This is a genomic window from Streptomyces sp. NPDC002730 (assembly GCF_042888805.1).
Classification (GTDB): Bacteria; Actinomycetota; Actinomycetes; order Streptomycetales; family Streptomycetaceae; genus Streptomyces.
In genome coordinates this window covers 1-24,371 of record NZ_JBIAQG010000030.1, presented here as the reverse complement: position 1 = coordinate 24,371, position 24,371 = coordinate 1, and the positions used below count along the sequence as shown (strand labels likewise).

The 24,371-nt window shown below is 70.4% G+C and carries 24 protein-coding genes and 1 pseudogene; 17 read left to right on the top strand and 8 right to left on the bottom strand.

The window, feature by feature from the left end; all coding sequences use genetic code 11:
* The first annotated feature begins 160 nt into the window (after window positions 1-160).
* The 7 genes from ACFYXH_RS41155 (at window position 161) to ACFYXH_RS41125 (ending at window position 5,328) form a co-directional block, all read left to right on the top strand.
* Window positions 161-1,009 (top strand): helix-turn-helix domain-containing protein, encoded by an 849-nt coding sequence (locus ACFYXH_RS41155; protein WP_389574641.1) that lies wholly within the window; start codon window positions 161-163, stop codon window positions 1,007-1,009.
* A gap of 92 nt (window positions 1,010-1,101) precedes the next feature.
* Window positions 1,102-2,568, top strand: coding sequence for a 30S ribosomal protein S12 methylthiotransferase RimO (gene rimO / locus ACFYXH_RS41150; RefSeq protein WP_389574638.1), 1,467 nt, complete (start codon window positions 1,102-1,104; stop codon window positions 2,566-2,568).
* On the top strand, window positions 2,565-3,251 hold the full coding sequence (gene pgsA, locus ACFYXH_RS41145) for a CDP-diacylglycerol--glycerol-3-phosphate 3-phosphatidyltransferase (protein ID WP_389574635.1): 687 nt from the start codon (window positions 2,565-2,567) through the stop codon (window positions 3,249-3,251). Before rimO ends, pgsA begins: the two co-directional genes overlap by 4 nt.
* Window positions 3,248-3,757 (top strand): CinA family protein, encoded by a 510-nt coding sequence (locus ACFYXH_RS41140; protein ID WP_389574632.1) that lies wholly within the window; start codon window positions 3,248-3,250, stop codon window positions 3,755-3,757. The genes pgsA and ACFYXH_RS41140 overlap by 4 nt, the downstream gene beginning before the upstream one ends.
* A gap of 109 nt (window positions 3,758-3,866) precedes the next feature.
* Entirely contained in the window at window positions 3,867-4,250 is a 384-nt protein-coding gene (locus ACFYXH_RS41135; RefSeq protein WP_019889909.1) for a helix-turn-helix domain-containing protein, read from the top strand.
* A gap of 151 nt (window positions 4,251-4,401) precedes the next feature.
* On the top strand, window positions 4,402-4,872 hold the full coding sequence (locus ACFYXH_RS41130) for a DNA starvation/stationary phase protection protein (protein WP_389574629.1): 471 nt from the start codon (window positions 4,402-4,404) through the stop codon (window positions 4,870-4,872).
* A gap of 216 nt (window positions 4,873-5,088) precedes the next feature.
* Window positions 5,089-5,328, top strand: a complete 240-nt coding sequence (locus tag ACFYXH_RS41125) for a hypothetical protein (protein ID WP_389574627.1) — start codon at window positions 5,089-5,091, stop codon at window positions 5,326-5,328.
* Here the strand turns inward: ACFYXH_RS41125 and ACFYXH_RS41120 are convergent.
* The 3 genes from ACFYXH_RS41120 to ACFYXH_RS41110 form a co-directional block, all read right to left on the bottom strand.
* On the bottom strand, window positions 5,276-6,040 hold the full coding sequence (locus ACFYXH_RS41120) for an SDR family NAD(P)-dependent oxidoreductase (RefSeq protein WP_327326445.1): 765 nt from the start codon (window positions 6,038-6,040) through the stop codon (window positions 5,276-5,278). The two genes, ACFYXH_RS41125 and ACFYXH_RS41120, sit on opposite strands and share 53 nt — an antisense overlap.
* A 32-nt stretch (window positions 6,041-6,072) precedes the next feature.
* The gene (locus tag ACFYXH_RS41115; RefSeq protein ID WP_389574623.1) at window positions 6,073-6,894 is read right to left on the bottom strand and encodes an Fpg/Nei family DNA glycosylase; all 822 of its coding nucleotides are present in this window, start codon (window positions 6,892-6,894) and stop codon (window positions 6,073-6,075) included.
* A gap of 147 nt (window positions 6,895-7,041) precedes the next feature.
* Window positions 7,042-11,676 (bottom strand): ATP-dependent helicase, encoded by a 4,635-nt coding sequence (locus ACFYXH_RS41110; RefSeq protein ID WP_389574621.1) that lies wholly within the window; start codon window positions 11,674-11,676, stop codon window positions 7,042-7,044.
* A 91-nt stretch (window positions 11,677-11,767) separates the two neighbouring features.
* Here ACFYXH_RS41110 and ACFYXH_RS41105 point away from each other — a divergent pair, with 91 nt between their 5' ends.
* From ACFYXH_RS41105 to ACFYXH_RS41095, 3 genes are read left to right on the top strand one after another with little or no spacing between them, the layout of a single operon-like run.
* Window positions 11,768-12,628 (top strand): AraC family ligand binding domain-containing protein, encoded by an 861-nt coding sequence (locus tag ACFYXH_RS41105; protein ID WP_389574618.1) that lies wholly within the window; start codon window positions 11,768-11,770, stop codon window positions 12,626-12,628.
* A 10-nt stretch (window positions 12,629-12,638) separates the two neighbouring features.
* Window positions 12,639-13,466: an AzlC family ABC transporter permease gene (locus ACFYXH_RS41100; protein WP_389574615.1), complete on the top strand. Its 828-nt coding sequence runs from the start codon at window positions 12,639-12,641 to the stop codon at window positions 13,464-13,466.
* The gene (locus tag ACFYXH_RS41095) at window positions 13,463-13,771 is read left to right on the top strand and encodes an AzlD domain-containing protein (protein ID WP_389574612.1); all 309 of its coding nucleotides are present in this window, start codon (window positions 13,463-13,465) and stop codon (window positions 13,769-13,771) included. Before ACFYXH_RS41100 ends, ACFYXH_RS41095 begins: the two co-directional genes overlap by 4 nt.
* A gap of 35 nt (window positions 13,772-13,806) precedes the next feature.
* On the opposite strand, the gene ACFYXH_RS41090 is transcribed toward ACFYXH_RS41095, so the two are convergent.
* A complete protein-coding gene (locus ACFYXH_RS41090) occupies window positions 13,807-14,742 on the bottom strand; it encodes a hypothetical protein (RefSeq protein WP_389574609.1) in 936 nt (311 codons plus the stop codon).
* 79 nt (window positions 14,743-14,821) lie between these two features.
* Between ACFYXH_RS41090 and ACFYXH_RS41085 the strand changes: the two genes are divergently transcribed.
* The 4 genes from ACFYXH_RS41085 (at window position 14,822) to recX (ending at window position 18,479) form a co-directional block, all read left to right on the top strand.
* Complete coding sequence (locus tag ACFYXH_RS41085; RefSeq protein ID WP_327326452.1) at window positions 14,822-15,016, top strand: DUF3046 domain-containing protein; 195 nt, start codon at window positions 14,822-14,824, stop codon at window positions 15,014-15,016.
* 284 nt (window positions 15,017-15,300) lie between these two features.
* Complete coding sequence (locus ACFYXH_RS41080; protein WP_389574654.1) at window positions 15,301-16,470, top strand: AI-2E family transporter; 1,170 nt, start codon at window positions 15,301-15,303, stop codon at window positions 16,468-16,470.
* Between the two features lie 299 nt (window positions 16,471-16,769).
* Window positions 16,770-17,894, top strand: a complete 1,125-nt coding sequence (recA, locus tag ACFYXH_RS41075; protein ID WP_327326453.1) for a recombinase RecA — start codon at window positions 16,770-16,772, stop codon at window positions 17,892-17,894.
* A 3-nt stretch (window positions 17,895-17,897) separates the two neighbouring features.
* The gene (recX, locus tag ACFYXH_RS41070) at window positions 17,898-18,479 is read left to right on the top strand and encodes a recombination regulator RecX (protein WP_389574605.1); all 582 of its coding nucleotides are present in this window, start codon (window positions 17,898-17,900) and stop codon (window positions 18,477-18,479) included.
* Between the two features lie 372 nt (window positions 18,480-18,851).
* Here recX and ACFYXH_RS41065 read toward each other — a convergent pair whose 3' ends face one another.
* The 4 genes from ACFYXH_RS41065 to ACFYXH_RS41050 form a co-directional block, all read right to left on the bottom strand.
* Complete coding sequence (locus ACFYXH_RS41065; RefSeq protein ID WP_385303616.1) at window positions 18,852-19,238, bottom strand: rhodanese-like domain-containing protein; 387 nt, start codon at window positions 19,236-19,238, stop codon at window positions 18,852-18,854.
* Window positions 19,235-19,771 carry a cysteine dioxygenase gene (locus ACFYXH_RS41060; RefSeq protein ID WP_389574601.1) on the bottom strand — a complete coding sequence of 179 codons (537 nt, stop codon included), beginning with the start codon at window positions 19,769-19,771 and terminating at the stop codon, window positions 19,235-19,237. Before ACFYXH_RS41060 ends, ACFYXH_RS41065 begins: the two co-directional genes overlap by 4 nt.
* A gap of 68 nt (window positions 19,772-19,839) precedes the next feature.
* Window positions 19,840-19,911, bottom strand: a complete 72-nt coding sequence (locus ACFYXH_RS41055) for a putative leader peptide (protein ID WP_309544753.1) — start codon at window positions 19,909-19,911, stop codon at window positions 19,840-19,842.
* Between the two features lie 47 nt (window positions 19,912-19,958).
* Window positions 19,959-21,575 (bottom strand): FAD-dependent monooxygenase, encoded by a 1,617-nt coding sequence (locus tag ACFYXH_RS41050; RefSeq protein WP_389574598.1) that lies wholly within the window; start codon window positions 21,573-21,575, stop codon window positions 19,959-19,961.
* A gap of 1,023 nt (window positions 21,576-22,598) precedes the next feature.
* On the opposite strand from ACFYXH_RS41050, the pseudogene ACFYXH_RS41045 reads away from it, so the two are divergent.
* The 3 genes and pseudogenes from ACFYXH_RS41045 to ACFYXH_RS41035 form a co-directional block, all read left to right on the top strand.
* A pseudogene (locus ACFYXH_RS41045) lies at window positions 22,599-22,853 on the top strand (reverse transcriptase N-terminal domain-containing protein); the annotation flags it as partial.
* A gap of 119 nt (window positions 22,854-22,972) precedes the next feature.
* Entirely contained in the window at window positions 22,973-23,509 is a 537-nt protein-coding gene (locus tag ACFYXH_RS41040) for a reverse transcriptase domain-containing protein (RefSeq protein ID WP_389574595.1), read from the top strand.
* A gap of 244 nt (window positions 23,510-23,753) precedes the next feature.
* Window positions 23,754-24,275, top strand: coding sequence for a group II intron maturase-specific domain-containing protein (locus ACFYXH_RS41035; protein ID WP_389574592.1), 522 nt, complete (start codon window positions 23,754-23,756; stop codon window positions 24,273-24,275).
* The last annotated feature ends 96 nt before the right edge of the window (window positions 24,276-24,371 follow it).

Genomic DNA, 24,371 nt, shown 5'->3' with positions numbered 1-24,371 from the left:
GTACGTCAAGTTGGAGGGAGGGACAGACAGATGTCCCACCATCACGGATGTCCGGCCATTCTGATGGCGTACAAAGTCCCTCCGCCCGGTTGCCCCACCCTTTCGTACCACCCATAGACTGAACCTCCAGCAGGTGGTTACACGCTCGAAAGGCGCCCCCGTGTCCATCGGCAACTCCCCCGAAGACGACCGGCCTTCAATCGAAGACGACCGGCCTTCGACCGACGACGAACGGCCTTCGATCGGTCGAGCGCTCCAGCAGGCCCGCATCGACGCAGGTCTGACCGTTGACGAGGTCACGACCTCCACCCGGGTGCGTATTCCCATCGTGCACGGGATCGAAGAGGACGACTTCTCCCGCTGCGGCGGCGATGTCTACGCCCGCGGGCATATCCGCTCGCTGGCGCGTGCCGTCGGGCTCGACCCCGATCCGCTCGTCGCGCAGTACGACGCGGAGCACGGTGGACGGCCTGCGCCGACGCCTGCCGCGCCGCTCTTCGAGGCCGAGCGCATCCGCCCGGAACGGCGCCGCCCCAACTGGACCGCGGCCATGGTCGCCGCGATCGTCGCCGTGATCGGCTTTGTCGCCTTCACGCTCTTCAACGGCGCAGACAACGGCAGCAAGGGCAACCACGTCGCGGAGGGCCCGGCGCCCGAGCAGAAGCCCAGCCCGCCCCGGCCGTCCACGAGCAAGCCCGCCGACCCCAAGCCCGACCCCTCGGACAGCGCCATCGCGGCAGTGCCGAAGGACAAGGTGACGGTGAAGCTCTCCGTCCTGGACGACAAGAGCTGGATCTCCGCCAAGTCGCACAACGGCAAGCTGCTCTTCGACGGGACGCTGCTCAAGGGCGAGTCCAAGACCTTCCAGGACGACGAGCGGGTCGATCTCATCCTCGGGAACGCCGGGGCGATCGAGCTGTTCGTGAACGGCAAGAAGGTCGAGGACCAGTTCGAGACCGGTCAGGTCGAGCGGCTGTCGTACACGAAGGGCGACCCCGAGGTCGGCTAGCAGGCCGCTGCTGAAGGGCGCCCCGGAGGCGTGCGGAGGGCCGACAGCCCTCGGGGCCAGGGCGTGGGTCAGGACAAAGTAGTCTTGAGCCCATGCCCGAACGCCGTACCGTCGCCCTTGTCACTCTCGGCTGCGCCCGTAACGAGGTGGACTCGGAGGAGCTCGCAGGCCGCTTGGCAGCGGACGGCTGGGAGCTCGTCGAGGAAGCCTCCGACGCGGATGTCGCAGTCGTCAACACCTGCGGATTCGTCGAGGCCGCCAAAAAGGACTCCGTCGACGCCCTGCTGGAAGCCAACGATCTGAAGGACCACGGCAAGACCCAGGCCGTGGTCGCCGTCGGCTGCATGGCCGAGCGGTACGGCAAGGAGCTCGCCGAGGCGCTGCCAGAGGCGGACGGAGTGCTCGGCTTCGACGACTACGCCGATATCTCCGACCGACTGCAGACCATCCTCAATGGCGGGATCCACGCCTCCCACACCCCGCGCGACCGGCGGAAGCTGCTTCCGCTGAGCCCGGCCGAGCGGCAGGACGCCACCGATGTGGCGCTGCCCGGGCACGGTGAGGTCGCGCCGGCCCCGGAGGACCTTCCCGATGGTGTCGCTCCGGTGTCCGGGCCGCGTGCGCCGCTCCGGCGCCGCCTGGGCACCAGCCCCGTCGCCTCGGTGAAGCTTGCGTCCGGCTGCGACCGGCGCTGCTCCTTCTGCGCCATCCCGTCCTTCCGCGGCTCCTTCATCTCGCGCCGGCCCAGCGATGTGCTCGGCGAGACGCGCTGGCTGGCCGAGCAGGGCGTGAAGGAGATCATGCTGGTCTCGGAGAACAACACTTCGTACGGCAAGGACCTCGGCGACATCCGTCTGCTGGAGACCCTGCTTCCGGAGCTTTCCGAGGTGGACGGGATCGAGCGGGTGCGGGTCAGTTATCTGCAGCCCGCCGAGATGCGGCCCGGACTGATCGATGTCCTCACCTCGACGCCGAAGATCGCGCCGTACTTCGATCTCTCCTTCCAGCACTCGGCGCCGGGCGTGCTGCGCGCGATGCGGCGCTTCGGTGACACCGAGCGGTTCCTGGAGCTGCTGGAGACCGTCCGCGGCAAGGCTCCGCAGGCGGGTGTGCGGTCCAACTTCATCGTCGGCTTCCCCGGCGAGACCGAGGCGGATTTCGCCGAGCTGGAACGCTTCCTCACCGCGGCGCGGCTCGATGCCATCGGCGTCTTCGGCTACTCCGACGAGGACGGCACCGAAGCCGTCTCGTACGAGAACAAGCTCGACGCCGACGTCATCGCGGAGCGGCTCGAGCACCTCTCCCGGCTCGCGGAGGAGCTGACCGCCCAGCGCGCCGAGGAGCGGCTCGGCGAGAGCCTCGAAGTGCTGGTCGAGTCGGTGGACGGCGAGGACGGTGCGGTGGGCCGCGCTGCGCACCAGGCGCCGGAGACGGACGGTCAGGTGATCTTCACCACGAGTCGTGGGCTTGTCCCCGGCCGTATGGTCGAGGCGAAGGTCATGGGTACGGAAGGCGTCGACCTGGTGGCCGAGTGTCTTGATGAGGAGGCGGGCAGATGACCGGAGTGCCGGCATCCGCGGGCGGCACCGGTAGGCCGGCGCCCGGCGGCAAGCTGGGCGCTGCGGCCGTCAATCAGGCCAGCCTGTGGAACATCGCCAACATCCTCACCATGGTGCGGCTGGTGCTCGTGCCCGGCTTCGTCATGCTGATGCTGCAGGACGGCGGCTACGACCCGGCCTGGCGTGCCTGGGCGTGGGCGGCGTTCGCCGTCGCCATGATCACCGACATCTTCGACGGCCATCTGGCACGAACGTACAACCTGGTCACCGACTTCGGGAAGATCGCCGATCCGATCGCCGACAAGGCGATCATGGCCGCCGGGCTGATCTGCCTGTCGGCGCTCGGGGATCTGCCGTGGTGGGTGACCGGCGTCATTCTCTTCCGTGAGCTCGGGATCACGCTGATGCGGTTCTGGGTGATCCGGCACGGGATCATTCCGGCCAGCCGCGGCGGCAAGATGAAGACGCTCGCGCAGGGCACGGCGGTGGGGATGTACGTCCTCGCGCTGACCGGGCCGCTGGCCACCCTGCGCTTCTGGGTGATGGCGGTCGCCGTCCTGCTGACGGTGGTCACGGGCCTCGACTATGTGCGACAGGCGATTGTCCTGAGGCGCCGGGGGCTCGCCGCGGAGGGCGCGGCCGCAGGGGACGCGGCGGCGGAGGAAGCGCGGGACGCACGGTGAAGACGGCGGCTCGGGTGTTGGCTCTGCTCGAGGAGCGTGGCGAGACGCTGGCCGTCGCCGAGTCGCTGACCGGCGGCCTGGTGGCCGCCGAGCTCACCTCCGTACCGGGTGCCTCGAAGTCCTTCCGTGGCTCTGTCACGGCGTACGCAACCACTCTCAAGAGGGAAGTTCTGCGGGTCGACGGGGCCCTCCTGGCGGAGCGCGGCGCGGTGGATCCCGAGGTCGCACGGCAGATGGCGGCAGGGGTACGGGAGGTGCTGGGTGCCGGCTGGGGGATCGCGACCACGGGTGTGGCGGGGCCGGAACCACAGGACGGACAGCCCGTCGGGACGGTCTATGTGGCCGTTGCGGGGCCAAATGGCATGGCGAAAGTCGCCGCACTGCGGTTGAACGGTGACCGGGCGGAAATCCGTAGAGAGTGTGTACGGAGCGTGCTCGAGCTGCTCTCCGGCGAACTGCACGAAAATGCGCGGACACAGGATACGGAACAGAACGGGGGGACTTGATGTTTGCAGCCCTGAGTGAACACGACATCGCTCCCCGCACGGCCGCGGCACGAGGCGGTACGGTGGGGCGTGAAGGATGCGGCTACGCGGTCCGAGGAGGGAGCCACCGATGATTCTGCTCCGTCGCCTGCTGGGTGACGTGCTGCGTCGGCAGCGCCAGCGCCAGGGCCGTACTCTGCGCGAAGTCTCCTCGTCCGCCCGAGTATCGCTCGGCTATCTCTCCGAGGTGGAACGGGGGCAGAAGGAGGCTTCCTCCGAGCTGCTCTCCGCGATCTGCGACGCGCTTGACGTACGGATGTCCGAGCTCATGCGCGAAGTGAGCGACGAGCTGTCACTGGCCGAACTGGCCGAGTCGGCAGCGGCGAGCGAACCGGTGCCTGCGCCAGTACGCCCGATGCTCAATTCCGTCTCCGTGACGTCGGTGGCGGGTGTGCCGACGGAGCGGGTGACCATCAAGGCGCCTGCGGAGGCGGTCGACGTCGTCGCCGCCTGAAACCGTACGGCTTGGTTTACAGCTGGGCCCCGACTGGTACTCGAGTGCTGGTCGGGGCTTTCGCTTTCCCCGGATGCCCGTTTTTGGGTGTTTGTGTAATCGTGGATGGTGTCTGCGGAGCCAGTAGCTGTGTACCGAGTGGAGGACATGGATGTCTGTCGTGAAGAGCCCCCTGTCCGAGGTGGACCTCAAGACGGTCGGCAACGCGCTGCGTGGAGCGCTCGTGGACCTGCTGGATCTCTCGCTGGTGGCGAAGCAGGTCCACTGGAATGTGGTCGGCCCACGCTTCAGGTCTATCCATCTGCAGCTCGACGAGGTCGTGGCTACGGCGCGGCTGCACTCCGACACGGTGGCCGAGCGGGCGTCGGCGATCGGGGTGCCGCCGGACGGGCGGGCCGCGACGGTGGCGGCGCAGAGCGCGATCGGCGCGGTGCCTGAGGGATGGGTCAAGGACACGGACGCCGTACAGGTCCTGGTGGATGCGCTGGGCGCGGTGATCGGGCGGATGCGGGAGCGGATCGTGGCGACGGCGGATCCGGATCCGGTGACCCAGGACATTCTGATCGGGCTCACGGCGGACCTGGAGAAGCACGCGTGGATGTTCCAGGCGGAGAGCGCGTAGGCGTATGCGCCGTGGCCGGGCGGTCGGGCTCGGCCTCGACGGCCGCGCCGGGGTCGCGGCGGCAAACGCCCTCCAGGCACTGCGGACTTCGGCTTGTCGTCGCACTCTGGAGTGATGGGAAGTGAGGGGACCAGCGCTCCGCGCGCCGGATTGCCCACCCGTGCGCCCTCCCGCCGGGTGATCGCGCCGGTCTAGCGTGGGCCGGAGGAGGCAGCCATGGCAGTACGCGGGGTGGTCCTCGTGCCGGTGGTCGCTCTCGGGCTCGTGGTCGGCGGGCTGTGGTGGTGGGCCGTGCTGCGGCTGGTGCTCATACCGCAGCAGGCGGGGCTCGTCGAGGGTGCGATGGCGGCGGGCGGGTGGGGGCTGAGTCTGCTGCCGGTGCATGTGACGGCTTCCCGCGAGATCACCAGGGCATCGCCACGCCGCCGTTCGGACGGAGAATCTGGCCCGTCGTGAAGGACGATGCGTCGGACGCCAGATGAAGCACCGTATGGGCGATGTCCTGCGGCTCGCCGACTCGGCGCAGCGGGGACATCCGGACCATGGTCGCCTCGGCCTTGAGCTGGAGCGCCTCATCGTGGCGGTCGGTCATGGGAGTGCGGATCCAGCCGGGGGCGACGGCGTTGACGCGGATGGAGTGCGGCCCGAGCTCGGTCGCGAGGGTCTTGGTGAGCTGCACCACCGCCGCTTTGGCCACGCTGTAGCAGAGCAGACCGGCATTTGCGGCGTCGACGGCGCCCGAGGCCATGGTGACGATGGAGCCGTGGGTGCCCGCGGCGATCATGGCGCGGGCCGACTCCTGGCATGCGTACAGAATCCCTTTGAAGTTGACCGCGAGGACACGGTCGAGATCCTCGTCCCTCGTCTCCAGGACCGTGCTGCTGTGCATGATGCCGGCGACGGCCGCCATGACATCGAGCCGGTCCGCGCTCGCGATCGCGGCCCTGAGCCGGGCGCGGTCGGTGACGTCGAGAGTGTGGGTGTGCGCGGCCCCACCCGCGTCGGCGATCAGGGTCCGGGTCTCGTGGAGGCCCTTTTCGTCGAGGTCGGCGCAGTGGACGGTGGCTCCCGCCTCGGCGAGGAGGACGGCGGAGGCGCGGCCGATGCCGCTGGCCGCGCCGGTGACGAACGCGGTGCGGCCGGTGAGGTCGTACGCCTTGAGGGCCATGCGGGGAAGGTACGACCGGATCTGACGGATCGTCAACTGGTGGGTCCTGTTTGGCAGCGAGGGCACCAGTAGGTGGGGCGTTCGCGGCTGCCGTCCCCCTGGTCTGCCTTGCGGATGAGGGTGCCGCAGCGCAGACAGGGCATGCCCTCGCGCCCGTAGACATGGAGGCGGGGACCGGGGCGGCGGCCGCCGGTCGGGGCTGCCGTGTTCGCCGTGGTACGGCGGTCGAAGCTGTGCTTGTTCGCTTCCAGGAGGCGGTGAGCCGTGATCATGAGCCGCTCCGTGATACCGGCGGGGAGCTCGCCGACGGGCAGCCAGGGCGTCACGCGGGCAAGGAACGCGAGCTCCGACTTGTAGACATTGCCGATGCCGGCGAGATTGCGCTGGTCGAGCAGCGCCTCGCCGAGGGGCCGGGCCGGGTCGGCGAGCAGATTGGCGACGGCGATGTCCGCGTCCCAGTCCGGGCCCAGCAGGTCCGGGCCGAGATGTCCCACCGCCTGCTCCTCGTCGGCGGTGCGCAGCAGCTCCAGGACGGGGAGCCGGTAGCCGACGGCGGTATGTGCGGCGTTGCCGAGGATGGCACGGATCTGGTGCGTGGGGCCGCCGCGCCAGCGCTCACCGGAGCCGTACACCTGCCAGGAGCCGTCCATACGGAGGTGCGAGTGCAGGGTGAGGCCGCCCTCGATGCGGGTCAGGAGGTGCTTGCCGCGCGGGGTGACGTCCAGGACGGTCCGGCCGGTGAGATCGGCGGTGGCGAAACGCGGGACGCGCAGGTCGGAACGGGTCAGGACCTGCCCGGCGAGTGCGGTGTGCAGGCGCTGGGCGGTCAGCCAGACGGTGTCTCCTTCGGGCATGGCATCCATGATGCGGGACACGGCGGGCCGGGGCAGCGGCTTGGGGCTCAGGGGCCCGGGGCAGCGGCTTGGGGCTCAGGGGCCCGGGGGCAGGCGCTTTGGCGCTCAGGGGCCTGGTCAGCGGCTCGGCGGTTGGCGGCTTGGCGCTCAGGGGCGCAGACGCAGCCCCCTCGGGGTGGCGTGGAAGCCCGCGGTCTCCAGGGCGCGGGCCAGCGGGGAGGTCAGCGCCGGTGTGCCGTTGGCCCGCTCCACCGTGATGGTGCCGAGCGCGCCCGCGCGAGCGGCATTGGCCAGGGCATCGCACGCCGCGTGGAGGGCGGGGGCGTCCAGGTCGGTCGCCCAGGCCAGCAGGGTCTTGCCGCCTCGCTCCAGGTAGAGCGTGAGCTCGCCGTCCACGAGGACGACCAGCGAGCCCGCCTTGCGGCCGGGCTTGTGCCCGGCACCGGTCGGCGGCTCGGGCCAGGGCAGAGCGGCCCCGTACGCATTCGCGGGATCCGCGGCGGCCAGCACAATGGCGCGGGGTGCCGTCTGCTCGTCGGCCCGGTCCTTTGCCGTGGCCGCCGCACGGAGGCGGTCGACCGCGCCGTCCATCGCGAACTGGGCCGCGCCGAGCCCCTCCACGACATAGCCGCGGCGCGCCTGTCCGCTGTCCTCGAACGCCGAGAGGATCCGGTACGTCGCGGAGAAGCCTCCTTCCACGCCCTCGGCCGCCACCGCGCCCCGGGTCACCACGCCATGGCGGTCGAGGAGCGTACGGGCCAGGGCGTGTGCCCGGTGGGTCGGGTCGGGCTCGGTGGCCGGGAGCAGGGACCAGCGGCCGCTCACTGTCGGCGGTCCCGTACGAGAGGCGGGGCGGGCGGCCGCGGTCAGGCTGCCGTAGCGCCCGCGGGGGACGGTCCGTTTGGCACGGTGGGCCGTGGAACCTGCGGTGCGGCCCGATCCGAGCAGCGAACGCAGTGGAGCCAGCGTGTCGTTGGTGAGCCGTCCGGACCAGGCCAGGTCCCAGATGACATCGGCCAGTTGGGCATCGGTGGCGTCCGGGTGTGTGGTGGCCCGGACCTGGTCGGTGATCTGGCGGAAGAACAGCCCGTAGCCGGGGGAGAGGGCGCTGAGGACGGACTCGTGCAGCGCGGTGAGCTCCAGGGGGTGGGGCGGAGGGAGAAGCAGCGGGGCGGTGTCGGCGAGGTAGAGGGAGATCCAGCCGTCCTTGCCGGGCAGCGAGCCCGCTCCGGCCCACACAACCTCGCCCGTCGTGGTGAGTTCGTCGAGAAGGGCGGGGGTGTAGCCGGAGACACGGGACGGGATGATCAGCTTCTCGAGGGCGGAGGCGGGGACCGCGGCACCTTGGAGCTGCTCGATGGCGCGCGCCAGTCCGTCGATGCCGCGCAGGCTGTTGCTGCCCAGGTGCTGCCACTTGGGGAGGAAGGTGGCGAGCGCGGCGGGCGGGACCGGCTCCAGCTCATGGCGCAGAGCGGCCAGCGAGCGGCGGCGCAGTCGGCGCAGCACGGTCGCGTCGCACCACTCCTGGCCGATGCCGGAAGGGTGGAACTCACCCTGTACGACCCGCCCGTTCGCCGCGAGGCGCTGCAGTGCACCGTCCGTGACGGCCGTGCCCAGGCCGAAGCGGGCCGCCGCCTGGGTCGAGGTGAACGGGCCGTGCGTACGCGCGAACCGGGCGAGCAGGTCGCCCAGCGGGTCCTTGACCGGCTCGGTGAACGCCTCCGGAACGCCCACCGGGAGCGCCGTGCCCAGCGCGTCGCGCAGCCGGCCCGCGTCCTCGACCGCCGCCCAGTGGTCCGCGCCCGCGATCCGGACCCGGATGGCCCGGCGCGACGCCGCCAGATCCTGTGGCCACTGAGGGTCGCCGCCGCGCTCGGCCAGCTCGGCATCGGTGAGCGGGCCGAGGATCCGCAGCAGATCGGCGACGCCCTCCTCGTCCTTGATCCGGCGGTCCTCGGCGAGCCACTGCAGCTCCCGCTCCAGCTCGGCGAGCACATCGGCGTCGAGCAGCTCCCGCAGCTCGGCCTGGCCGAGGAGTTCGGCGAGCAGCCGGGAGTCCAGCGAGAGGGCCGCGGCGCGACGCTCGGCGAGGGGGGAGTCCCCCTCGTACAGGAACTGGGCGACATAACCGAACAGCAGCGACCGCGCGAAGGGCGAGGGCTCCGGGGTGGTGACCTCGACCAGCCGGACCCGGCGGGACTCGATATCACCCATCAGCTCGGTGAGGCCGGGGACGTCGAAGACATCCTGGAGGCATTCGCGGACCGCCTCGAGGACGATCGGGAAGGACCCGAACTCACTCGCCACCTGCAGCAGTTGGGCCGCGCGCTGGCGCTGCTGCCACAGCGGGGTGCGCTTGCCGGGGCTGCGCCTGGGGAGCAGCAGCGCACGCGCGGCGCACTCGCGGAACCGGGAGGCGAAGAGCGCGGAGCCGCCCACCTGGTCGGTGACGATCTGATTGATCTCGCCCTTGTCGAAGACGGTGTCCGCCGCGCCGACCGGTGCCTGCTCGCTGTCGAACGTCGTGTCGAGGTGGACCGGGTCCTGGTCGAGGAGGTCCAGGCCCATCAGATCCGCGTCCGGCAGCCGCAGCACAATGCCGTCGTCGGCATGCATGACCTGAGCATCCATGCCGTACCGCTCGGCGAGCCGGGCACCGAGCGCCAGCGCCCACGGCGCGTGCACCTGGGCCCCGAAGGGGGAGTGGATCACGACCCGCCAGTCGCCCAGCTCATCGCGGAAACGCTCGACCAGGATCGTCCGGTCGTCCGGCACATGGCCACAGGCCCGGCGCTGCTCGTCGAGATAGCCGAGGACATTGTCGGCTGCCCAGGCGTCCAGACCGGCGGCCAGCAGACGGAGCCGGGCGTCCTCGGGGGTCAGGCCGCCGACCTCGCGGAGGAACGCGCCCACCGCGCGGCCCAGGTCGAGCGGGCGGCCGAGCTGGTCGCCCTTCCAGAAGGGGAGCCGGCCCGGCACGCCGGGGGCCGGTGAGACGAGCACCCGGTCGCGGGTGATGTCCTCGATCCGCCAGGAGGTGGTGCCCAGGGTGAAGACATCGCCCACCCGGGACTCGTACACCATCTCCTCGTCGAGCTCGCCGACCCGGCCGCCGCCCTTCTTCGGGTCCGCGCCTGCCAGAAAGACGCCGAAGAGGCCGCGGTCGGGAATGGTGCCGCCGGAGGTGACGGCGAGTCGTTGTGCGCCCGGGCGGCCCGTGACCGTACCCGCGACGCGGTCCCAGACCACGCGGGGACGGAGCTCGGCGAAGGCGTCGGAAGGATAGCGTCCGGCGAGCATGTCGAGGACGGCGGTGAAGGCCGACTCGGGCAGCGAGGCGAACGGCGCGGCCCGGCGGACCAGAGCCAGCAGATCGTCCACCTGCCAGGTGTCGAGGGCGACCATCGCGACGAGCTGCTGTGCCAGTACGTCCAGGGGGTTGGACGGGACACGGAGCGCCTCGATGGAGCCGGTGCGCATTCGCTCGGTGACCACGGCCGCCTGCACCAGATCGCCCCGGTACTTGGGGAAGACGACGCCGGTGGAGACCGCGCCCACCTGGTGGCCGGCGCGGCCGACCCGCTGCAGGCCGGAGGCGACCGACGGCGGCGACTCGACCTGGACCACCAGGTCGACCGCGCCCATGTCGATACCCAGCTCCAGGCTGGAGGTGGCCACAACGGCCGGCAGCCGGCCCGCCTTCAGGTCCTCCTCGACGAGCGCCCGCTGCTCCTTGGAGACCGAGCCGTGGTGCGCGCGGGCGAGCAGGGGAGGGGCGCCCTGTGCGGCTCCGGACTGCGCCATGATCTCGGCCGGTGGTGGCTTTTCGGGCATTGCCTCACCAGTGGCGCGTTCGTACGCGATCTCATTGAGGCGGTTGCACAACCGCTCCGCCAGGCGGCGGGAGTTGGCGAAGACGATCGTGGAGCGGTGTGCCTGGACGAGATCCGCGATGCGCTCCTCGACATGCGGCCAGATGGACGGCTTCTCGCCATTGCCGGATGAGGACGACGAGACCTCGGACGCGGGGGAGCCGCCCAACTCGCCCAGATCCTCGACCGGGACGACCACCGACAGGTCGAACTCCTTGCCCGAGGGCGGCTGGACGATCTTCACCTTGCGCTGCGGTGACAGATAGCGGGCCACTTCGTCCACCGGCCGTACCGTCGCGGACAGGCCGATCCGCCGGGCCGGGCGTGGCAGCAGCTCGTCGAGCCGCTCCAGCGACACAGCGAGGTGCGCGCCCCGCTTCGTGCCGGCGACGGCGTGCACCTCGTCGAGGATCACCGTCTCGATGCCCGACAGCGCGTCCCGTGCCGAGGATGTGAGCATCAGGAACAGCGATTCGGGCGTGGTGATCAGGATGTCCGGCGGCTTGGTGGCCATCGAACGCCGCTCGGCGGGCGGGGTGTCACCCGAGCGGATACCGACCCGCACCTCAGGCTCCGGCAGCCCGAGCCGCACGGACTCCTGACGGATCCCGGTGAGCGGACTGCGGAGATTGCGCTCGACGTCGACCGCGAGTGCCTTGAGCGGCGATACGTACAGCACGCGGCAGCGCATCTTCGCGTCCGCGGGCGGCGGTGCGGACGCGAGGCGGTCCAGCGCGGCGAAGAACGCGGCCAGGGTCTTGCCGGAGCCCGTCGGTGCCACGACCAGCACGTCCGAGCCCTCCCCGATGGCCTGCCAGGCCCCCTCCTGCGCGGCGGTGGGCGCGCTGAAGGCCCCCGTGAACCAGCTTCGGGTCGCGGGGGAGAAGGAGTCGAGTGCAGACCTGGCCATGCCCCCTATCGTGCACCGCACCACTGACAATCAGCTGTCCAGGTCATGGACGTCCAGGTCAGCGATGAGGCGGCCGGAGCACAATGGCTGCATGGGGCGGCCGATACCGCACGAGTGGGCGAGGCACTGGCAGTACGAGGAACTGCCGGGCCTCGATCTGCTGCGTGCTCGATATGTCCGGCACACCTTCCCGCGCCACAGCCACGAGGGCTTCACCTTCGGCGCGGTCACCGGCGGTCTCGAGGATGTGAGCCTGCCGGAGGGAGTCATCCAAGCGGGCCCCGGAACCGTCGTCATGATCAACCCGGAGGTGCCGCACGCCGCCCGCGCCGGGGTGCCCGAAGGCTGGACGTACGCCACCCTCTACCCCTCCGTGGAGCTCGTCTCCGACATCGCCGGGGCCGTGACGACGCTCCGCGGCACCCCCGGATTCGCCGAGACGATCGTCGAGGACCCCAAGACCGCCCAGCTGATCCGCGGGGTGCACCGGGCGGCGGAGGAAGGCAACGCACTGGCCGCCGACAGCCTGCTGCGCATCGCGGTGGCCCGGCTGCTCGGCCGCCACGGAAGCGCCCTCCCCTCCCGTGCACCCACGGCATCCGGAGCCCGCACCGCCGCCCTCGCGAAGGAGCTCCTCGAGGAGCGGATGGCCGAGCCGCCCTCCCTGGAACAGCTGGCGAAGGAGCTCGGCAGCAGCCCCTTCGCGCTGCTGCGCGCCTTCAAGGCGGCATACGGCATGCCGCCGCACTCCTGGCTCACCGACGCGCGCGTGCGCCGCGCCCGCCACCTCCTGGAAGCAGGCACAGCGCCCGCCGAGGCTGCCGTCGCCGTCGGCTTCACCGACCAGCCGCATCTGAACCGGCACTTCACCCGGATCGTCGGCGTCCCGCCCGGGGCGTACCGCAAGGAGCGCGCAAGAACGTACAAGACCACCGGCGAGGGCCCCGCGTAAGTTCCGCGTCGTGGCAGAACAGACAGCTCCCCCAGAGATTCACACGAAGGCCCCCTCAGAGATACGCACCATCGCGGAGCCCGTGTCCAAGCCGGACTCGGCCGTCGTACGCGACGCGCTCGGCGTCGGCATCGCCGTCGGCCTGTCCGGCTTCGCCTTCGGCGTGACCTCCGCAGGATCCGGCCTCAGCCTGCTGCAGACATGTGCGCTCAGCCTGCTGGTCTTCACCGGTGCCTCGCAGTTCGCGCTGGTCGGTGCGATCGCGGCCGGTGGCAATCCGCTCGCCGCCGCCGCGGGCGCCTTCTTCCTCGGCGTACGCAACGCGTTCTACGGGCTCCGGCTGTCCCAGCTGCTCGCCCTGCCCCGCTTCGTACGACCCTTCGCGGCGCACTGGGTCATCGACGAGACCACGGCTGTCGCCCTCGCCCAGCCCACGCGGCGCGCCGTGCGGCTCGGCTTCACCGTCACCGGGCTGACCCTGTATGTGCTGTGGAACCTCACCACGCTCCTGGGGGCGCTCGGCGCCGAAGCCATCGGCGACACCGACGCCTGGGGGCTGGACGCCGCAGGACCTGCGGTCTTCCTCGCGCTCCTCGCGCCCATGCTGCGTACGACGACCGAGCGGGCTGTCGCAGGGCTGGCGGTGATCCTGGGGCTCGGGTTCCTGCCGGTGCTGCCCGCCGGAGTGCCGGTGCTGGTCGCCGCGCTGGCCGCGCCCGCCGTCCTCTGGTTCAAGGGCCGCACGTTCGCCGACGGCACGAAGAGCGACAGCATGAAGACAGACAGCAAGAAGACACACAGCAAGAAGGCAGACAGCGCGAAGGGCGAGGACCGTTGAGTATCTGGATCGCGATCGCGGCGACCGCCGTCGGCTGCTACCTCGTGAAGCTGGTCGGCCTGCTCGTCCCGGCCGACGCCCTCGAGCGGCCCCTGGTCCAGCGGCTGGCCGCACTGCTGCCCGTCGCCCTGCTGGCCGCGCTCACCGCGCAGCAGACCTTCAGCGCCGACAACTCCCTCGTCCTCGACGCACGGGCCGCGGGCCTTGCGGCGGCAGCGCTCGCACTGGTCCTGCGCGCCCCCTTCCTGGTGGTCGTCGGGGCGGCGGTGGCGGTCACGGCGGGCGTGCGCGTACTCGGGGGCTGACCACACGGAGGGGCAAACGACGGCGGCCGGTCGCGTCAGCCGATGGCGCGACCGTGCGCCCGTAGCGTCCGCAGCGCCTCGATCGTCATGATCGGCCGCGACTCCAGGGCTGTGCCGGGTGCCCACTGGCGCCAGTTGACGGGCCAGCCGCCGTCCTCACGCTGCTCTTCCGCGAGATGCTCGAGCGAACGCGCCATCTCCTCGTCCGTGAACCAGCGGCGGGCGAGTGACTGTGGCGTACGGGCGTAGTCGTGCGGGAAGTGATGCTCCTGCGGCGCGTAGCCAGACGCGACCGGGTACTCGTCGAGTCGCTCCGGATCCAGCACCGCCAGGCGCTGCTCGCGCACCAGCCGGCCGAGTCGGCCCGCCGCGGCCTCGGCGCGCGAGCGGTCCGGGGCGCCGTCCAGGAAGGCCAAGGCGGCCTCGATCTCGTACGGATGGGACTTCTCCAGCGCGTCGACGGCGGCCCAGCAGAAGTCCGTGGCCCGGAACAGCCAGGCGTGCCACACCTGATTGCGGTGCAGCAGCCCCACCACCGGACCCGTCGCGAGCAGCTCGCTCGGCGGGTCGTCGACGATCGGGATGAAGGGCGCGGACGGATAGCCGCGCTGGGACGGGTGGATCGCGGGCAGTGCCCCGTCGTGCGTCGACACCTCCGTGAGGTAGCGGCACATCCGCTCCACGCGCAGTCCGCCGCAGCGGCCGATGGAGTCGAGGATGCGCAGGGCGTGAGCCGTGTGCAGCGGCTGGCTGACGGGGCCGCGCAGATCGGGTTCGAGGGCGTGGCCGTAACCGCCGTCCTCGTTGAGGTACGCGGCCAGGGCTGTCTCGACGGTGTCCGAGCCGCCGCCGAGGAAGTGGTATGCGAACCGCCGCTGTTCCAGCACCCGGGCCGTCAGCCAGATGAAGCGTTCGGCGCGGGCGAGGGGGGACGCGAGCGAGGACGCGGGGGTTGCTCCGGTTCCAGCCATGTTCTGACCGTAGGACGGAAAGGCCTTTCGGCAAGAGGGACGGACGCGGCTGCACCCCCAGGGGCGGGATACTGAGGTCATGCGGTTGACGATTTTCTGGGAGCGGATGGCGGACCACTTCGGTCAGGCGTACGCCGATTCCTTCGCGCGCGACCATGTGATGGCCGAGCTCGGGGGCCGTACGGTCCATGAGGCGCTGGCCGCCGGCTGGGAGACGAAGGATGTGTGGCGCGGAGTCTGCGCCGCCGTCGGAATCCCCGTGGACAAACGCTGAGGCAGTGGTGTGGCGCATGGTCACGCGAGCGACGGGACGAGCGGCCGGAAACCGGTGGGAGGAGCGGTGAGACACGGGGCGGACGACTACCCCCGGCAGTCATGGGCGACACTGGCCGCGTGGCCCCGACCGACAAGACCGACCAGGACATGACCGCTGAGGACGTGCCCGACCAGGACGTGCCTGCCGAGGGCATAGCCGCCGAAGGCATGGCCGCTCAGGACACGACCCCACCGACCGTGCCGCCTCCCGCACCTGAGGGCGGCCCCGGTGGCTCCGGCCGTATGCCCCGCTGGCTGCCGCGCGCCATGGTGCTCGCGCTGGCGCTCTTCGCCTGCTTCCAGCTCGGCAGCTGGGCCTTCCACCAGCTCATCGGGCTGCTGATCAATATCCTGATCGCCTTCTTCCTGGCGCTGGCGATCGAACCGGCGGTCGGCCGGATGGCAGCGCGCGGCATGCGCCGCGGCCTCGCCACCTTCCTGGTCTTCTTCGCCGTACTGATCGCGGGTGCCGGCTTCATCGTGCTGCTCGGCTCGATGCTGGCGGGCCAGATCGTCGACATGGTCGAGGACTTCCCCAAGTACCTCGACTCGGTGATCCGCTGGATCAACGACACCTTCCACACCGAGCTCTCCCGGGTGGAGGTCCAGGACAGCCTGCTGCGCTCGGACTGGCTGCGGAAGTACGTCCAGAACAGCGCGAGCGGAGTGCTGGACATCTCCGCCACCGTGCTCGGTGGGCTGTTCAAGCTGCTGACGATCTTCCTGTTCTCGTTCTACTTCGCGGCCGACGGGCCCCGGCTGCGCCGTGCGATCTGCTCCGTACTGCCGCCGGCCAAGCAGACCGAGGTGCTGCGCGCCTGGGAGATCGCGGTCGACAAGACCGGCGGCTACCTCTACTCGCGCGGTCTGATGGCTCTGATCTCCGGCGTCGCGCACTACATCCTGCTGGAGATCCTGGGTGTGCCGTACGCCCCGGCGCTTGCGGTCTGGGTCGGTCTGGTCTCGCAGTTCATCCCGACCATCGGTACGTATCTGGCGGGCGCGTTGCCGATGCTGATCGCCTTCACCGTCAACCCCTGGTACGCGTTGTGGGTGCTCGGATTCGTCGTGATCTACCAGCAGTTCGAGAACTATGTGCTCCAGCCCAAGCTCACCTCGAAGACCGTCGACATCCACCCGGCGGTGGCCTTCGGCTCGGTTGTCGCGGGCACAGCGCTGCTGGGAGCGGTCGGCGCGCTGATCGCGATCCCGGCGGTGGCCACCCTCCAGGCGTTCCTCGGCGCGTATGTGAAGCGGTACGCCGTGACCGACGATCCGCGTGTGCATGGCCACCGGCTGCGCGACGGAAGGACGTTCGCGCGGGTGCGTCACGTGCTGCGAAGGGGCCGTAACGCTCCGGCCGCCGACGTAGGTGGGCGGCATGCCGGGGCGGACACCGACGACGGGGCCTGAAGCAGGACTCCCTCCCGTCGGAGACGGGAGGGGCGGGTCGCCCTGTGCCGGAAGGCACCGGCTTGCGTGACGAGCCGCGTGACGAGCCGCGTGATGCGCCGCGTGATGCGCGGTTCGGCGGGCCGACCGGTGCGGGTGGTGCGCTTGACACCAAAATCGAACATCCATTCTTATGGGATTCCGGCCCTCGGTTTCCGAGAGTTATCCACAGGCTGGAAGGACGTCGGCGCCCATTGTCAGTGGCAGGGGTTAGCGTCTTTGACGTGAAGCGATCGACTCAAGCAAATCGGGTGGAACCCATGGCAGGAACCGACCGCGAGAAGGCGCTCGACGCCGCGCTCGCACAGATTGAACGGCAATTCGGCAAGGGCGCGGTGATGCGCCTGGGCGAGCGGCCGAACGAGCCCATCGAGGTCATCCCTACCGGGTCGACCGCGCTCGACGTCGCGCTCGGCGTCGGCGGCCTGCCGCGCGGCCGCGTGGTGGAGGTGTACGGACCGGAATCCTCCGGTAAGACCACCCTCACGCTGCACGCCGTGGCCAACGCCCAGAAGGCGGGCGGTTCGGTGGCCTTCATCGACGCCGAGCACGCCCTCGACCCCGAGTACGCGAAGAAGCTGGGCGTCGACATCGACAACCTGATCCTGTCCCAGCCGGACAACGGCGAGCAGGCGCTCGAGATCGTCGACATGCTCGTCCGCTCCGGCGCCCTCGACCTGATCGTCATCGACTCCGTCGCGGCGCTGGTGCCGCGCGCGGAAATCGAGGGCGAGATGGGCGACTCGCACGTCGGTCTGCAGGCGCGGCTGATGAGCCAGGCGCTCCGGAAGATCACCAGCGCGCTGAACCAGTCCAAGACCACCGCGATCTTCATCAACCAGCTCCGCGAGAAGATCGGTGTGATGTTCGGCTCGCCGGAGACCACGACCGGTGGCCGGGCACTGAAGTTCTACGCCTCGGTGCGGCTCGACATCCGTCGTATCGAGACCCTGAAGGACGGCACGGACGCGGTCGGCAACCGCACCCGCGTCAAGGTCGTCAAGAACAAGGTCGCGCCGCCCTTCAAGCAGGCCGAGTTCGACATCCTGTACGGCCAGGGCATCAGCCGCGAGGGCGGCCTGATCGACATGGGCGTGGAGAACGGCTTCGTACGGAAGGCGGGCGCCTGGTACACGTACGAGGGCGACCAGCTGGGCCAGGGCAAGGAGAACGCCCGTAACTTCCTGAAGGACAACCCCGATCTCGCCAATGAGATCGAGAAGAAGATCAAGGAGAAGCTGGGCGTCGGCGTCAAGCCGGAGGCTCCGACGGCCGAGCCGGGCGCGGACGCGGCAGGTGCCGCGGGCGCCGAGGACGCGGCGAAGGTGCCCGCCCCGGCGGCGAAGGCCACCAAGGCGACCAAGGCCTCGGCGACCAAGAGCTGACCCGTGGCACGGCGAACGGACTGGCCGGACCCGGACAGCGGCCCCCCTTTCTCGTCGAGGGCCGAGAAGGGGGAGCCGCCACCCCAGGATCCGGCCGAGCGGGCACGGGCGATCTGTCTGCGCCTGCTCACCGGGACCCCGCGCACGCGCAAGCAGCTCGCGGACGCGCTGCACAAGCGTGAGATCCCCTCGGAGGTGGCCGAGGAGGTCCTCTCACGCTTCGAGGACGTGGGCCTGATCAACGACGCGGCCTTCGCGGACGCATGGGTGGAGTCCCGGCACCACGGCCGGGGCCTCGCCCGGCGCGCTCTTGCGCGGGAGCTGCGTACCAAGGGCGTGGACTCCGCGCTGATCGACGAGGCGGTCGGGCAGCTCGACCCCGAGCAGGAGGAGGAGACCGCCCGCGAACTGGTCGCCCGCAAACTCCGCTCCACCCGCGGCCTCGACCGCGACCGTCGTCTGCGCCGCCTGGCCGGCATGCTCGCCCGCAAGGGGTACCCCGAGGGCACGGCCCTCCGGGTGGTCAAGCGCGCCCTGGAAGAAGAGGGCGAGGACACGGACGACCTGGAGAGCGACGGCTTCTAGCGCGGCCGCCGCGGGCTGCGCGTCTGGGCTTGCAGTGCGCCCGCGCCAGGGGTGCCGTCCAGGGCTGCGCCTTCGGTGCGCCCGCGCCAGGGGTGCGTCCAGCGCGCTTGCGCCGCGGGCTGCGCCGCGCCGAGGGTGCCGTCCAGGGCTGGGCTTACGGTGGGCCCGCGCCGGGGGTGCGTCCAGGGGTGCGCCTACGCCGCGCCCGCGGCTGGGGCAACCACCGCCGCCCGCGTCGGCTCACGGACATGCCGGCTCCTGGACGCGAGCCCCGGCCCGCGCCCTGGCGCCACCCCACCCCAGCGGCATGCTCGCGCCGCCGAGTTGGCCACCGCCAAGCAGGACCGCAGGACCGGCCCGCTCGCGACGTACTTACGGCTCGACCGGCAGTCCCGCGGTCTTCCAGGCCTGGAAGCCGCCGACCAGGTCCGTCGCGCGGTGGATGCCCAACTGCCGCAAGGACACGGCTGCGAGAGACGACGCGTAGCCCTCGTTGCAGATCACCACGACCCGCAGATCGTGACTGACCGCCTCCGGCGCACGGTGGCTGCCCTGCGGGTCCAGCCGCCACTCCAGCTCATTGCGTTCGACGACCAGCGCACCAGGAATCAGCCCGTCCCGCTCGCGCAGCGCCGCGTACCGGATGTCCACCAGCAGCGCCCCGTCCGCGGCCGCCTCGAAGGCCTCCTTCGGCTCGACCCGGTCCAGGTCCTCCCGCACCCGCTCCAGAAGCTCGTCGATCCCGATCCGCTCGCTCACTGCCAGTCCTCCGGACGCTCGACATGCTCAAGACGGAGCACCGCGCCGGACCGGCTGAAGCGCCGGATCAGCGGCAGCGGCGGATAGTACGCATGGACCGATACGGCATGCTCGGTGGCCGACTCGTTCAGCACCTCGTGCACATGGTGTGTACCGAAGGCCCGGCTTTTGCCCGCCGTCAACTGCCGCTCGCGGTCGACCTCTTCGTTCAGTTCCAGGGTCTTCCATCCGCTCGCGGGCAGCCGCACGGCGAGGGCGTTCTCCTTCAACTCGCCCGCGGCCGTGGCGAACGCGCCGAACGATTCGGCGTGGTCGTGCCAGCCGGTGCCCGTGCCCGGCGGCCAGCCGATCAGCCAGGCCTCACTGCCGCCCGGACCCTCGAGCCGTACCCAGGTACGGCCCTCGGGATCGAGTGGGAGCGAGGCGATGAGGTCGTTGTCGGCGGCGCAGCGCCGCACGAAGTCGAGCAGCTCGGCGGAGGTCGGCGCGCTCGAGTCACGGGTGGCCACAGGGGCAGAGACAGGCTGGGACACGGAAACCGTCCTGGAAGTTCGCGGGAGAGCGCGGGCTCAGCAGGCCACAGCGCGCGAGGAAGGCGAATTCAGCAGGACGGACGACACACGCAGCCCGCATAGCGGACGAGGTCCATATGGACCCTCCGCCACAGGCGCACATTGGTGTCAGTCACGCTCCGGAGTACACCATGTCGACCCTTGAGGGTCAATTGATGTCCGCAGTGCGGTCCCTGTGTACCGCTGAGGGAGCGCCGTGCAGCGTTGAGGGAGCGCCGCCACGCGCCGCGTCCGCCGCCGCGTACAGCTCCGCAGGCCGCACCCCCGTGAACGACGCGACCAGGTGTCCGTCGGGCCGCACCAGCAGCACGGTGTGCGCGGATGCGCCCGGGTAGCTCTCCGTCACCAGCAGCTCCGCCCGCACCGGCAGCGCGGTGACCGCCGCCGCCAGCCGCGGCATCACGCCCGCGCTCATCCAGTGCCGCCGGTCCCACACCCCGGTACCCGGCGCGACCAGCACCACCAGCAGCTGCCCCTGCCCCAGCCTGTCCCGCAGCCGTGCGCTGGCCCCGTCGGGCACGGTCACCCGTACATCGGCGACCGGCGCGCCCGCCTCCGTGCCGACGAGCGTCTGCGCGTCGGCGTACTCAGGTGCGAGGGGGGAGTGCGTGTAAACGGGGGGCGCACCCAGTGGGCCGTGCCCCAGATGGCCGTCGGTGAGCAGGGTGTCGTGCCCGCGCGCGCTGCCCGGGAAGTACGTACGCAGCGCGCTGCCGCCGCGCAGTATCGGCAGCGACTGGTCGGCGGCGCGCAGCCGCGCGGCGACGGCGGCGCGCCGTTCCGCCTGATAGCTGTCGAGCAGCGGCTCGGACGCGCCGTGGTGCCAGATGTGCGCCAGCTTCCACGCCAGGTTGTCGGCGTCCCGCAGCCCTTCGTCGAGGCCCTGGGTGCCGAGCGCGCCGAGCAGATGGGCGGCATCGCCCGCGAGGAAGGCCCGGTCCACACGCCAGCGCCGGGCGAGCCGGTGGTGCAGGGTGTAGACGCCGGTGTCGAGCAGTTCGTACGGAGGTGTCTCACCGCACCAGCCGGCCAGGGTGTCCCGCAACCGCGCCACCAGGGTGTCGGGGGTGACCAGTTCACCGCGGGGCGGCAGCAGCCAGTCAAGACGCCAGACGCCGTCCGGCAGCGGGCGGGCCGTGACCTCGTCGCCGCCCGTGCGCCACGGCGGCTGGCGGTGCAGCAACGCCTCGTCGGGCCAGGGAAGTTCGGTACGCAGGGCGGCGACGGCATGCCGTTCCACCGCCGTACGCCCCGGGAAGCGGATGCCCAGCAGCTTGCGGACCGTCGACCTGGCACCGTCACAGCCGACGAGATGGCTTCCGCGCCACCAGGTCGCCCCGGGCCCGCGGGTGTGCACGCTGATCCCGCTCGCGTCCTGCTCCAGCGAGTCCAGGCGACTGTCGGTGACGAGCCGGATCAGCTGCTGCCCGGCGACGGCGTTCCGCAGTCCGCGGGCGAGAGCGTGCTGGGGGATGTGCAGCGGCGCGGGAGCGCCGTCGTCACCGAGTACGAGCTGCCGTACGTCCTGCTTGCGCCGCATCGAGCGCCAGCCGGTCCAGCGGGCTCCTTCGGCACGGACTGTGGCACAGCCGAGCCGTTCCACCATGGCCGCCGTGTCGGATCGCAGTACGACCGTGCGTGCGGGGCGCGGCTCGTCCTTGCCCGTGCCCTCGTCGAGTACGACGGAAGGGACACCTTGCGTGGCAAGGGCCAGCGAGAGCGCGAGCCCGACCGGCCCGGCGCCGACGATGATCACCGGGTCCACGGCGTGACTCCTCGGGCCCGAAGGGTCGTGCGGGAAGGTGAGAGGGGAGCCCGGTGCGCGATCACAGAACGTATGCAACCTATTGCGGGTGCTTGCGTCAAGCGACAAGGGCGGCGGCGCCCCGCGCCCGCGCCTTCGTGTGGCGGCTGTTATGCCGCTGAACCCCTTCGGCGCTCGCGCTCAGTATTCGTGCCTCTTCTTCGGGATCGCCCAGGCAGCCCGCCAAGGTGTGACCAAAGCAGGGACTGGACGTGGCATTGACCGATGACGAGTCGAGCTCTGGAGGACGGATGCGGTGCTCAGCGGAGGTGTAGCGAGCCTTCTTTAACCTCGGGCTTTCACGAGGGGTGTCATTCCGGCATGTGATCGAGAAAGCAGAAAGTGCCTCTGAGCTGCAACGATAGGACTTGCTGAGGGTCCTGTACGTGGTAGCGAAAGAGGCACTTCCCAGGTGAAGGTGCGACACGAGGTCGCGTGTGTTGAGTGGGTTCTCTCGGAGAGGGGGCCGACGATGGCGTCGGCGACAGAGTAGCCCCGGGTCAGTGTCCGATGACCTGTCCCCACCCGGACATGCGTCGCGCGGACGGGTGAACAACCGTGAACCCTCGATGACGTCTCGTGAGAGACCCCCCGCAGGTGGGAAGCGGCAGCGGGGTGTAGGGCAGGCCGCTGGAACGCGGCAGGCGCCGGGCGGTCGCACCGCTCGGGAGGACACCGCCGCCCCGGGACATAGAGGGCACCCGAACCCGGTCGCATCTCAGGCATGCGGAACGTGGAAACCCCGACGGAAGCCGCCCGTTCATTCCGGACGGGCGGTGGGCTGACCGTGAGGAAGGCTGATGTTTCCGGCGGGACAGGACGGCTCAGGAAGCGAAGGCCGGCATGCCGAAAGGCCGGAGGAAACCGAGGCCGTTACGGGCGGCGGCCTCTCCGCCGTCGCCTCGGCCAACTCGCCGGATACGGACCGATGTCCGACTCCGAAAGGACGCTGACGTGAGCCGGGTGAGCCTGTGAGGAGGGACGATGACAGCAGCGACAGCACCGAAGGGCAAGTTGGACGCCCCGGCTCCGGCCGGGGTGAACGGACCGGAGGGCGACTTCGTGGGCTGGCCCAGCATCGACTGGGACCAGGCGGACAAAGACGTACGCCGTCTGCGCCAACGCATCTTCACGGCATCGAAGGAAGGTGACCTGGCGAAGGTCAGGAACCTGCAGAAGCTGATGCTCCGGAGCCTGAGCAACACGCTGGTCAGCGTGCGGCGGGTGACGGAGATCAACGTCGGACGCAAGACGGCGGGGATCGATGATCAGGTCGTACTCACCGCTTCGGGCAGGTCAAACTGGCGCGCTTCATCCAGCAGGGCGGCAGTAACCGGCAGGCCCGTGCGGTCCGGCGGGTGTTCATCCCGAAGGCAGGGGGACGTAAGCGGCGCCCGCTCGGCATTCCCGTCATCATCGACAGGGCTCATCAGGCCCGTGTGTCGGCGGCGCTGGAACCCGAGTGGGAGGCCCGGTTCGAGGCCAGGTCATACGGCTTCCGTCCGGGCCGGGGCTTTCATGACGCGATCGGGGTCATCTTCAATACGCTCAGCGGCAAGAACCCGCAGCGCGCGTGGATCCTTGACGCGGACCTGGCGGCGGCATTCGACCGCATCGACCACGCCCCGCTTCTGACCAGGCTCGGTACTTTCCCCGCGCGGGGGTTGGTCCGGCAATGGCTGAAGGCAGGGGTCGTGGAACGCGGGAGGTTCACACCGACCGAGGAGGGAACTCCACAGGGCGGCGTGAACAGCCCCATGCTGCTGAATATCGCTCTGCATGGGATGGAGACGGCTGCGGGCGTGCGGTATTACCCTCCGGGCCGACGGGCCGGAGAAATCATGTCGAACGCTCCTGTCCTGGTCAGATACGCCGACGACCTGATGGCGATGTGACACGGCCGCGCTGCGGCTGAGCAGGTCAAGGCACGGCTTGCCGAGTGGCTCACGCCTCGGGGGGTTTTCAACGAGGACAAGGCGCAAATCGTCCACGTGGAACCGGTTTTGACTTCCTCGGGTTCAACGTGCGCCGTTACCGAAGCGGCAAGCTGCTGATCAAGCCCAGCAAGGCGGCCGTCAAGCGGATCCGGGGCAGACTGCGGGAGAAATCCGTGCGCTTCGCGGCGCGGAGCCTCGGGCAGTGCTGCGGGCCCTCAATCCGGTTATTCGCGGATGGGCGGCCTACTACCGGACGGCGGCGTCCAAAGAGGTCTATACCTCGCTGGATGCCTATCCGTGGCAGCTTACCTACCGGTGGACGCTGCCCAGGCACCCGAAGAAGCCGAGGCGCTGGATCACGAGCCGGTACTTCGGCCGCTTCAATCCTGCACGTCAGGACAATTGGGTGTTCGGTGACCGCGAGAGCGGCACCTACCTGGTTGGGTTCGCCTGGACGAAGATCATCCGTCATCAACTGGTCAGGGCCGAGGCATCCCCAGATGACCCTGCTCTGGCCGACTACTGGGCCGACCGCCGTCGCAAGGGCACCCCGCTGCCGCTGGACCGGGCCACCATGCGTCTACTGAAGACGCAGACGGGCCGCTGCCATCGGTGCGGGCAACTGCTCCTGCATGCCGACCGGTCCCCGCAGTCCCCGACGGAGTGGGAGCAGTGGCTCCGCACCGCCCGGAAGGCGATCAAGACCCAACACATCGCCTACTAGGCAGTGTCCGGTCGATCATGTGACTGGGTGCTGTGGTGGTCGTTGTTCTGGTCATGGGGCGGGGTGATCTGACAGATCAGGAGTGGGAACGGCTGC

Coding starts and splice junctions, on each gene's coding strand:
- rimO (WP_389574638.1), top strand. CDS start 1,102: ATGCCCGAACGCCGTACCGTCGCCCTTGTCACTCTCGGCTGCGCCCGT.
- pgsA (WP_389574635.1), top strand. CDS start 2,565: ATGACCGGAGTGCCGGCATCCGCGGGCGGCACCGGTAGGCCGGCGCCC.
- ACFYXH_RS41135 (WP_019889909.1), top strand. CDS start 3,867: ATGATTCTGCTCCGTCGCCTGCTGGGTGACGTGCTGCGTCGGCAGCGC.
- ACFYXH_RS41130 (WP_389574629.1), top strand. CDS start 4,402: ATGTCTGTCGTGAAGAGCCCCCTGTCCGAGGTGGACCTCAAGACGGTC.
- ACFYXH_RS41125 (WP_389574627.1), top strand. CDS start 5,089: ATGGCAGTACGCGGGGTGGTCCTCGTGCCGGTGGTCGCTCTCGGGCTC.
- ACFYXH_RS41120 (WP_327326445.1), bottom strand. CDS start 6,040: ATGGCCCTCAAGGCGTACGACCTCACCGGCCGCACCGCGTTCGTCACC.
- ACFYXH_RS41115 (WP_389574623.1), bottom strand. CDS start 6,894: ATGCCCGAAGGAGACACCGTCTGGCTGACCGCCCAGCGCCTGCACACC.
- ACFYXH_RS41110 (WP_389574621.1), bottom strand. CDS start 11,676: ATGGCCAGGTCTGCACTCGACTCCTTCTCCCCCGCGACCCGAAGCTGG.
- ACFYXH_RS41105 (WP_389574618.1), top strand. CDS start 11,768: ATGGGGCGGCCGATACCGCACGAGTGGGCGAGGCACTGGCAGTACGAG.
- ACFYXH_RS41090 (WP_389574609.1), bottom strand. CDS start 14,742: ATGGCTGGAACCGGAGCAACCCCCGCGTCCTCGCTCGCGTCCCCCCTC.
- ACFYXH_RS41085 (WP_327326452.1), top strand. CDS start 14,822: ATGCGGTTGACGATTTTCTGGGAGCGGATGGCGGACCACTTCGGTCAG.
- ACFYXH_RS41080 (WP_389574654.1), top strand. CDS start 15,301: ATGCCCCGCTGGCTGCCGCGCGCCATGGTGCTCGCGCTGGCGCTCTTC.
- recA (WP_327326453.1), top strand. CDS start 16,770: ATGGCAGGAACCGACCGCGAGAAGGCGCTCGACGCCGCGCTCGCACAG.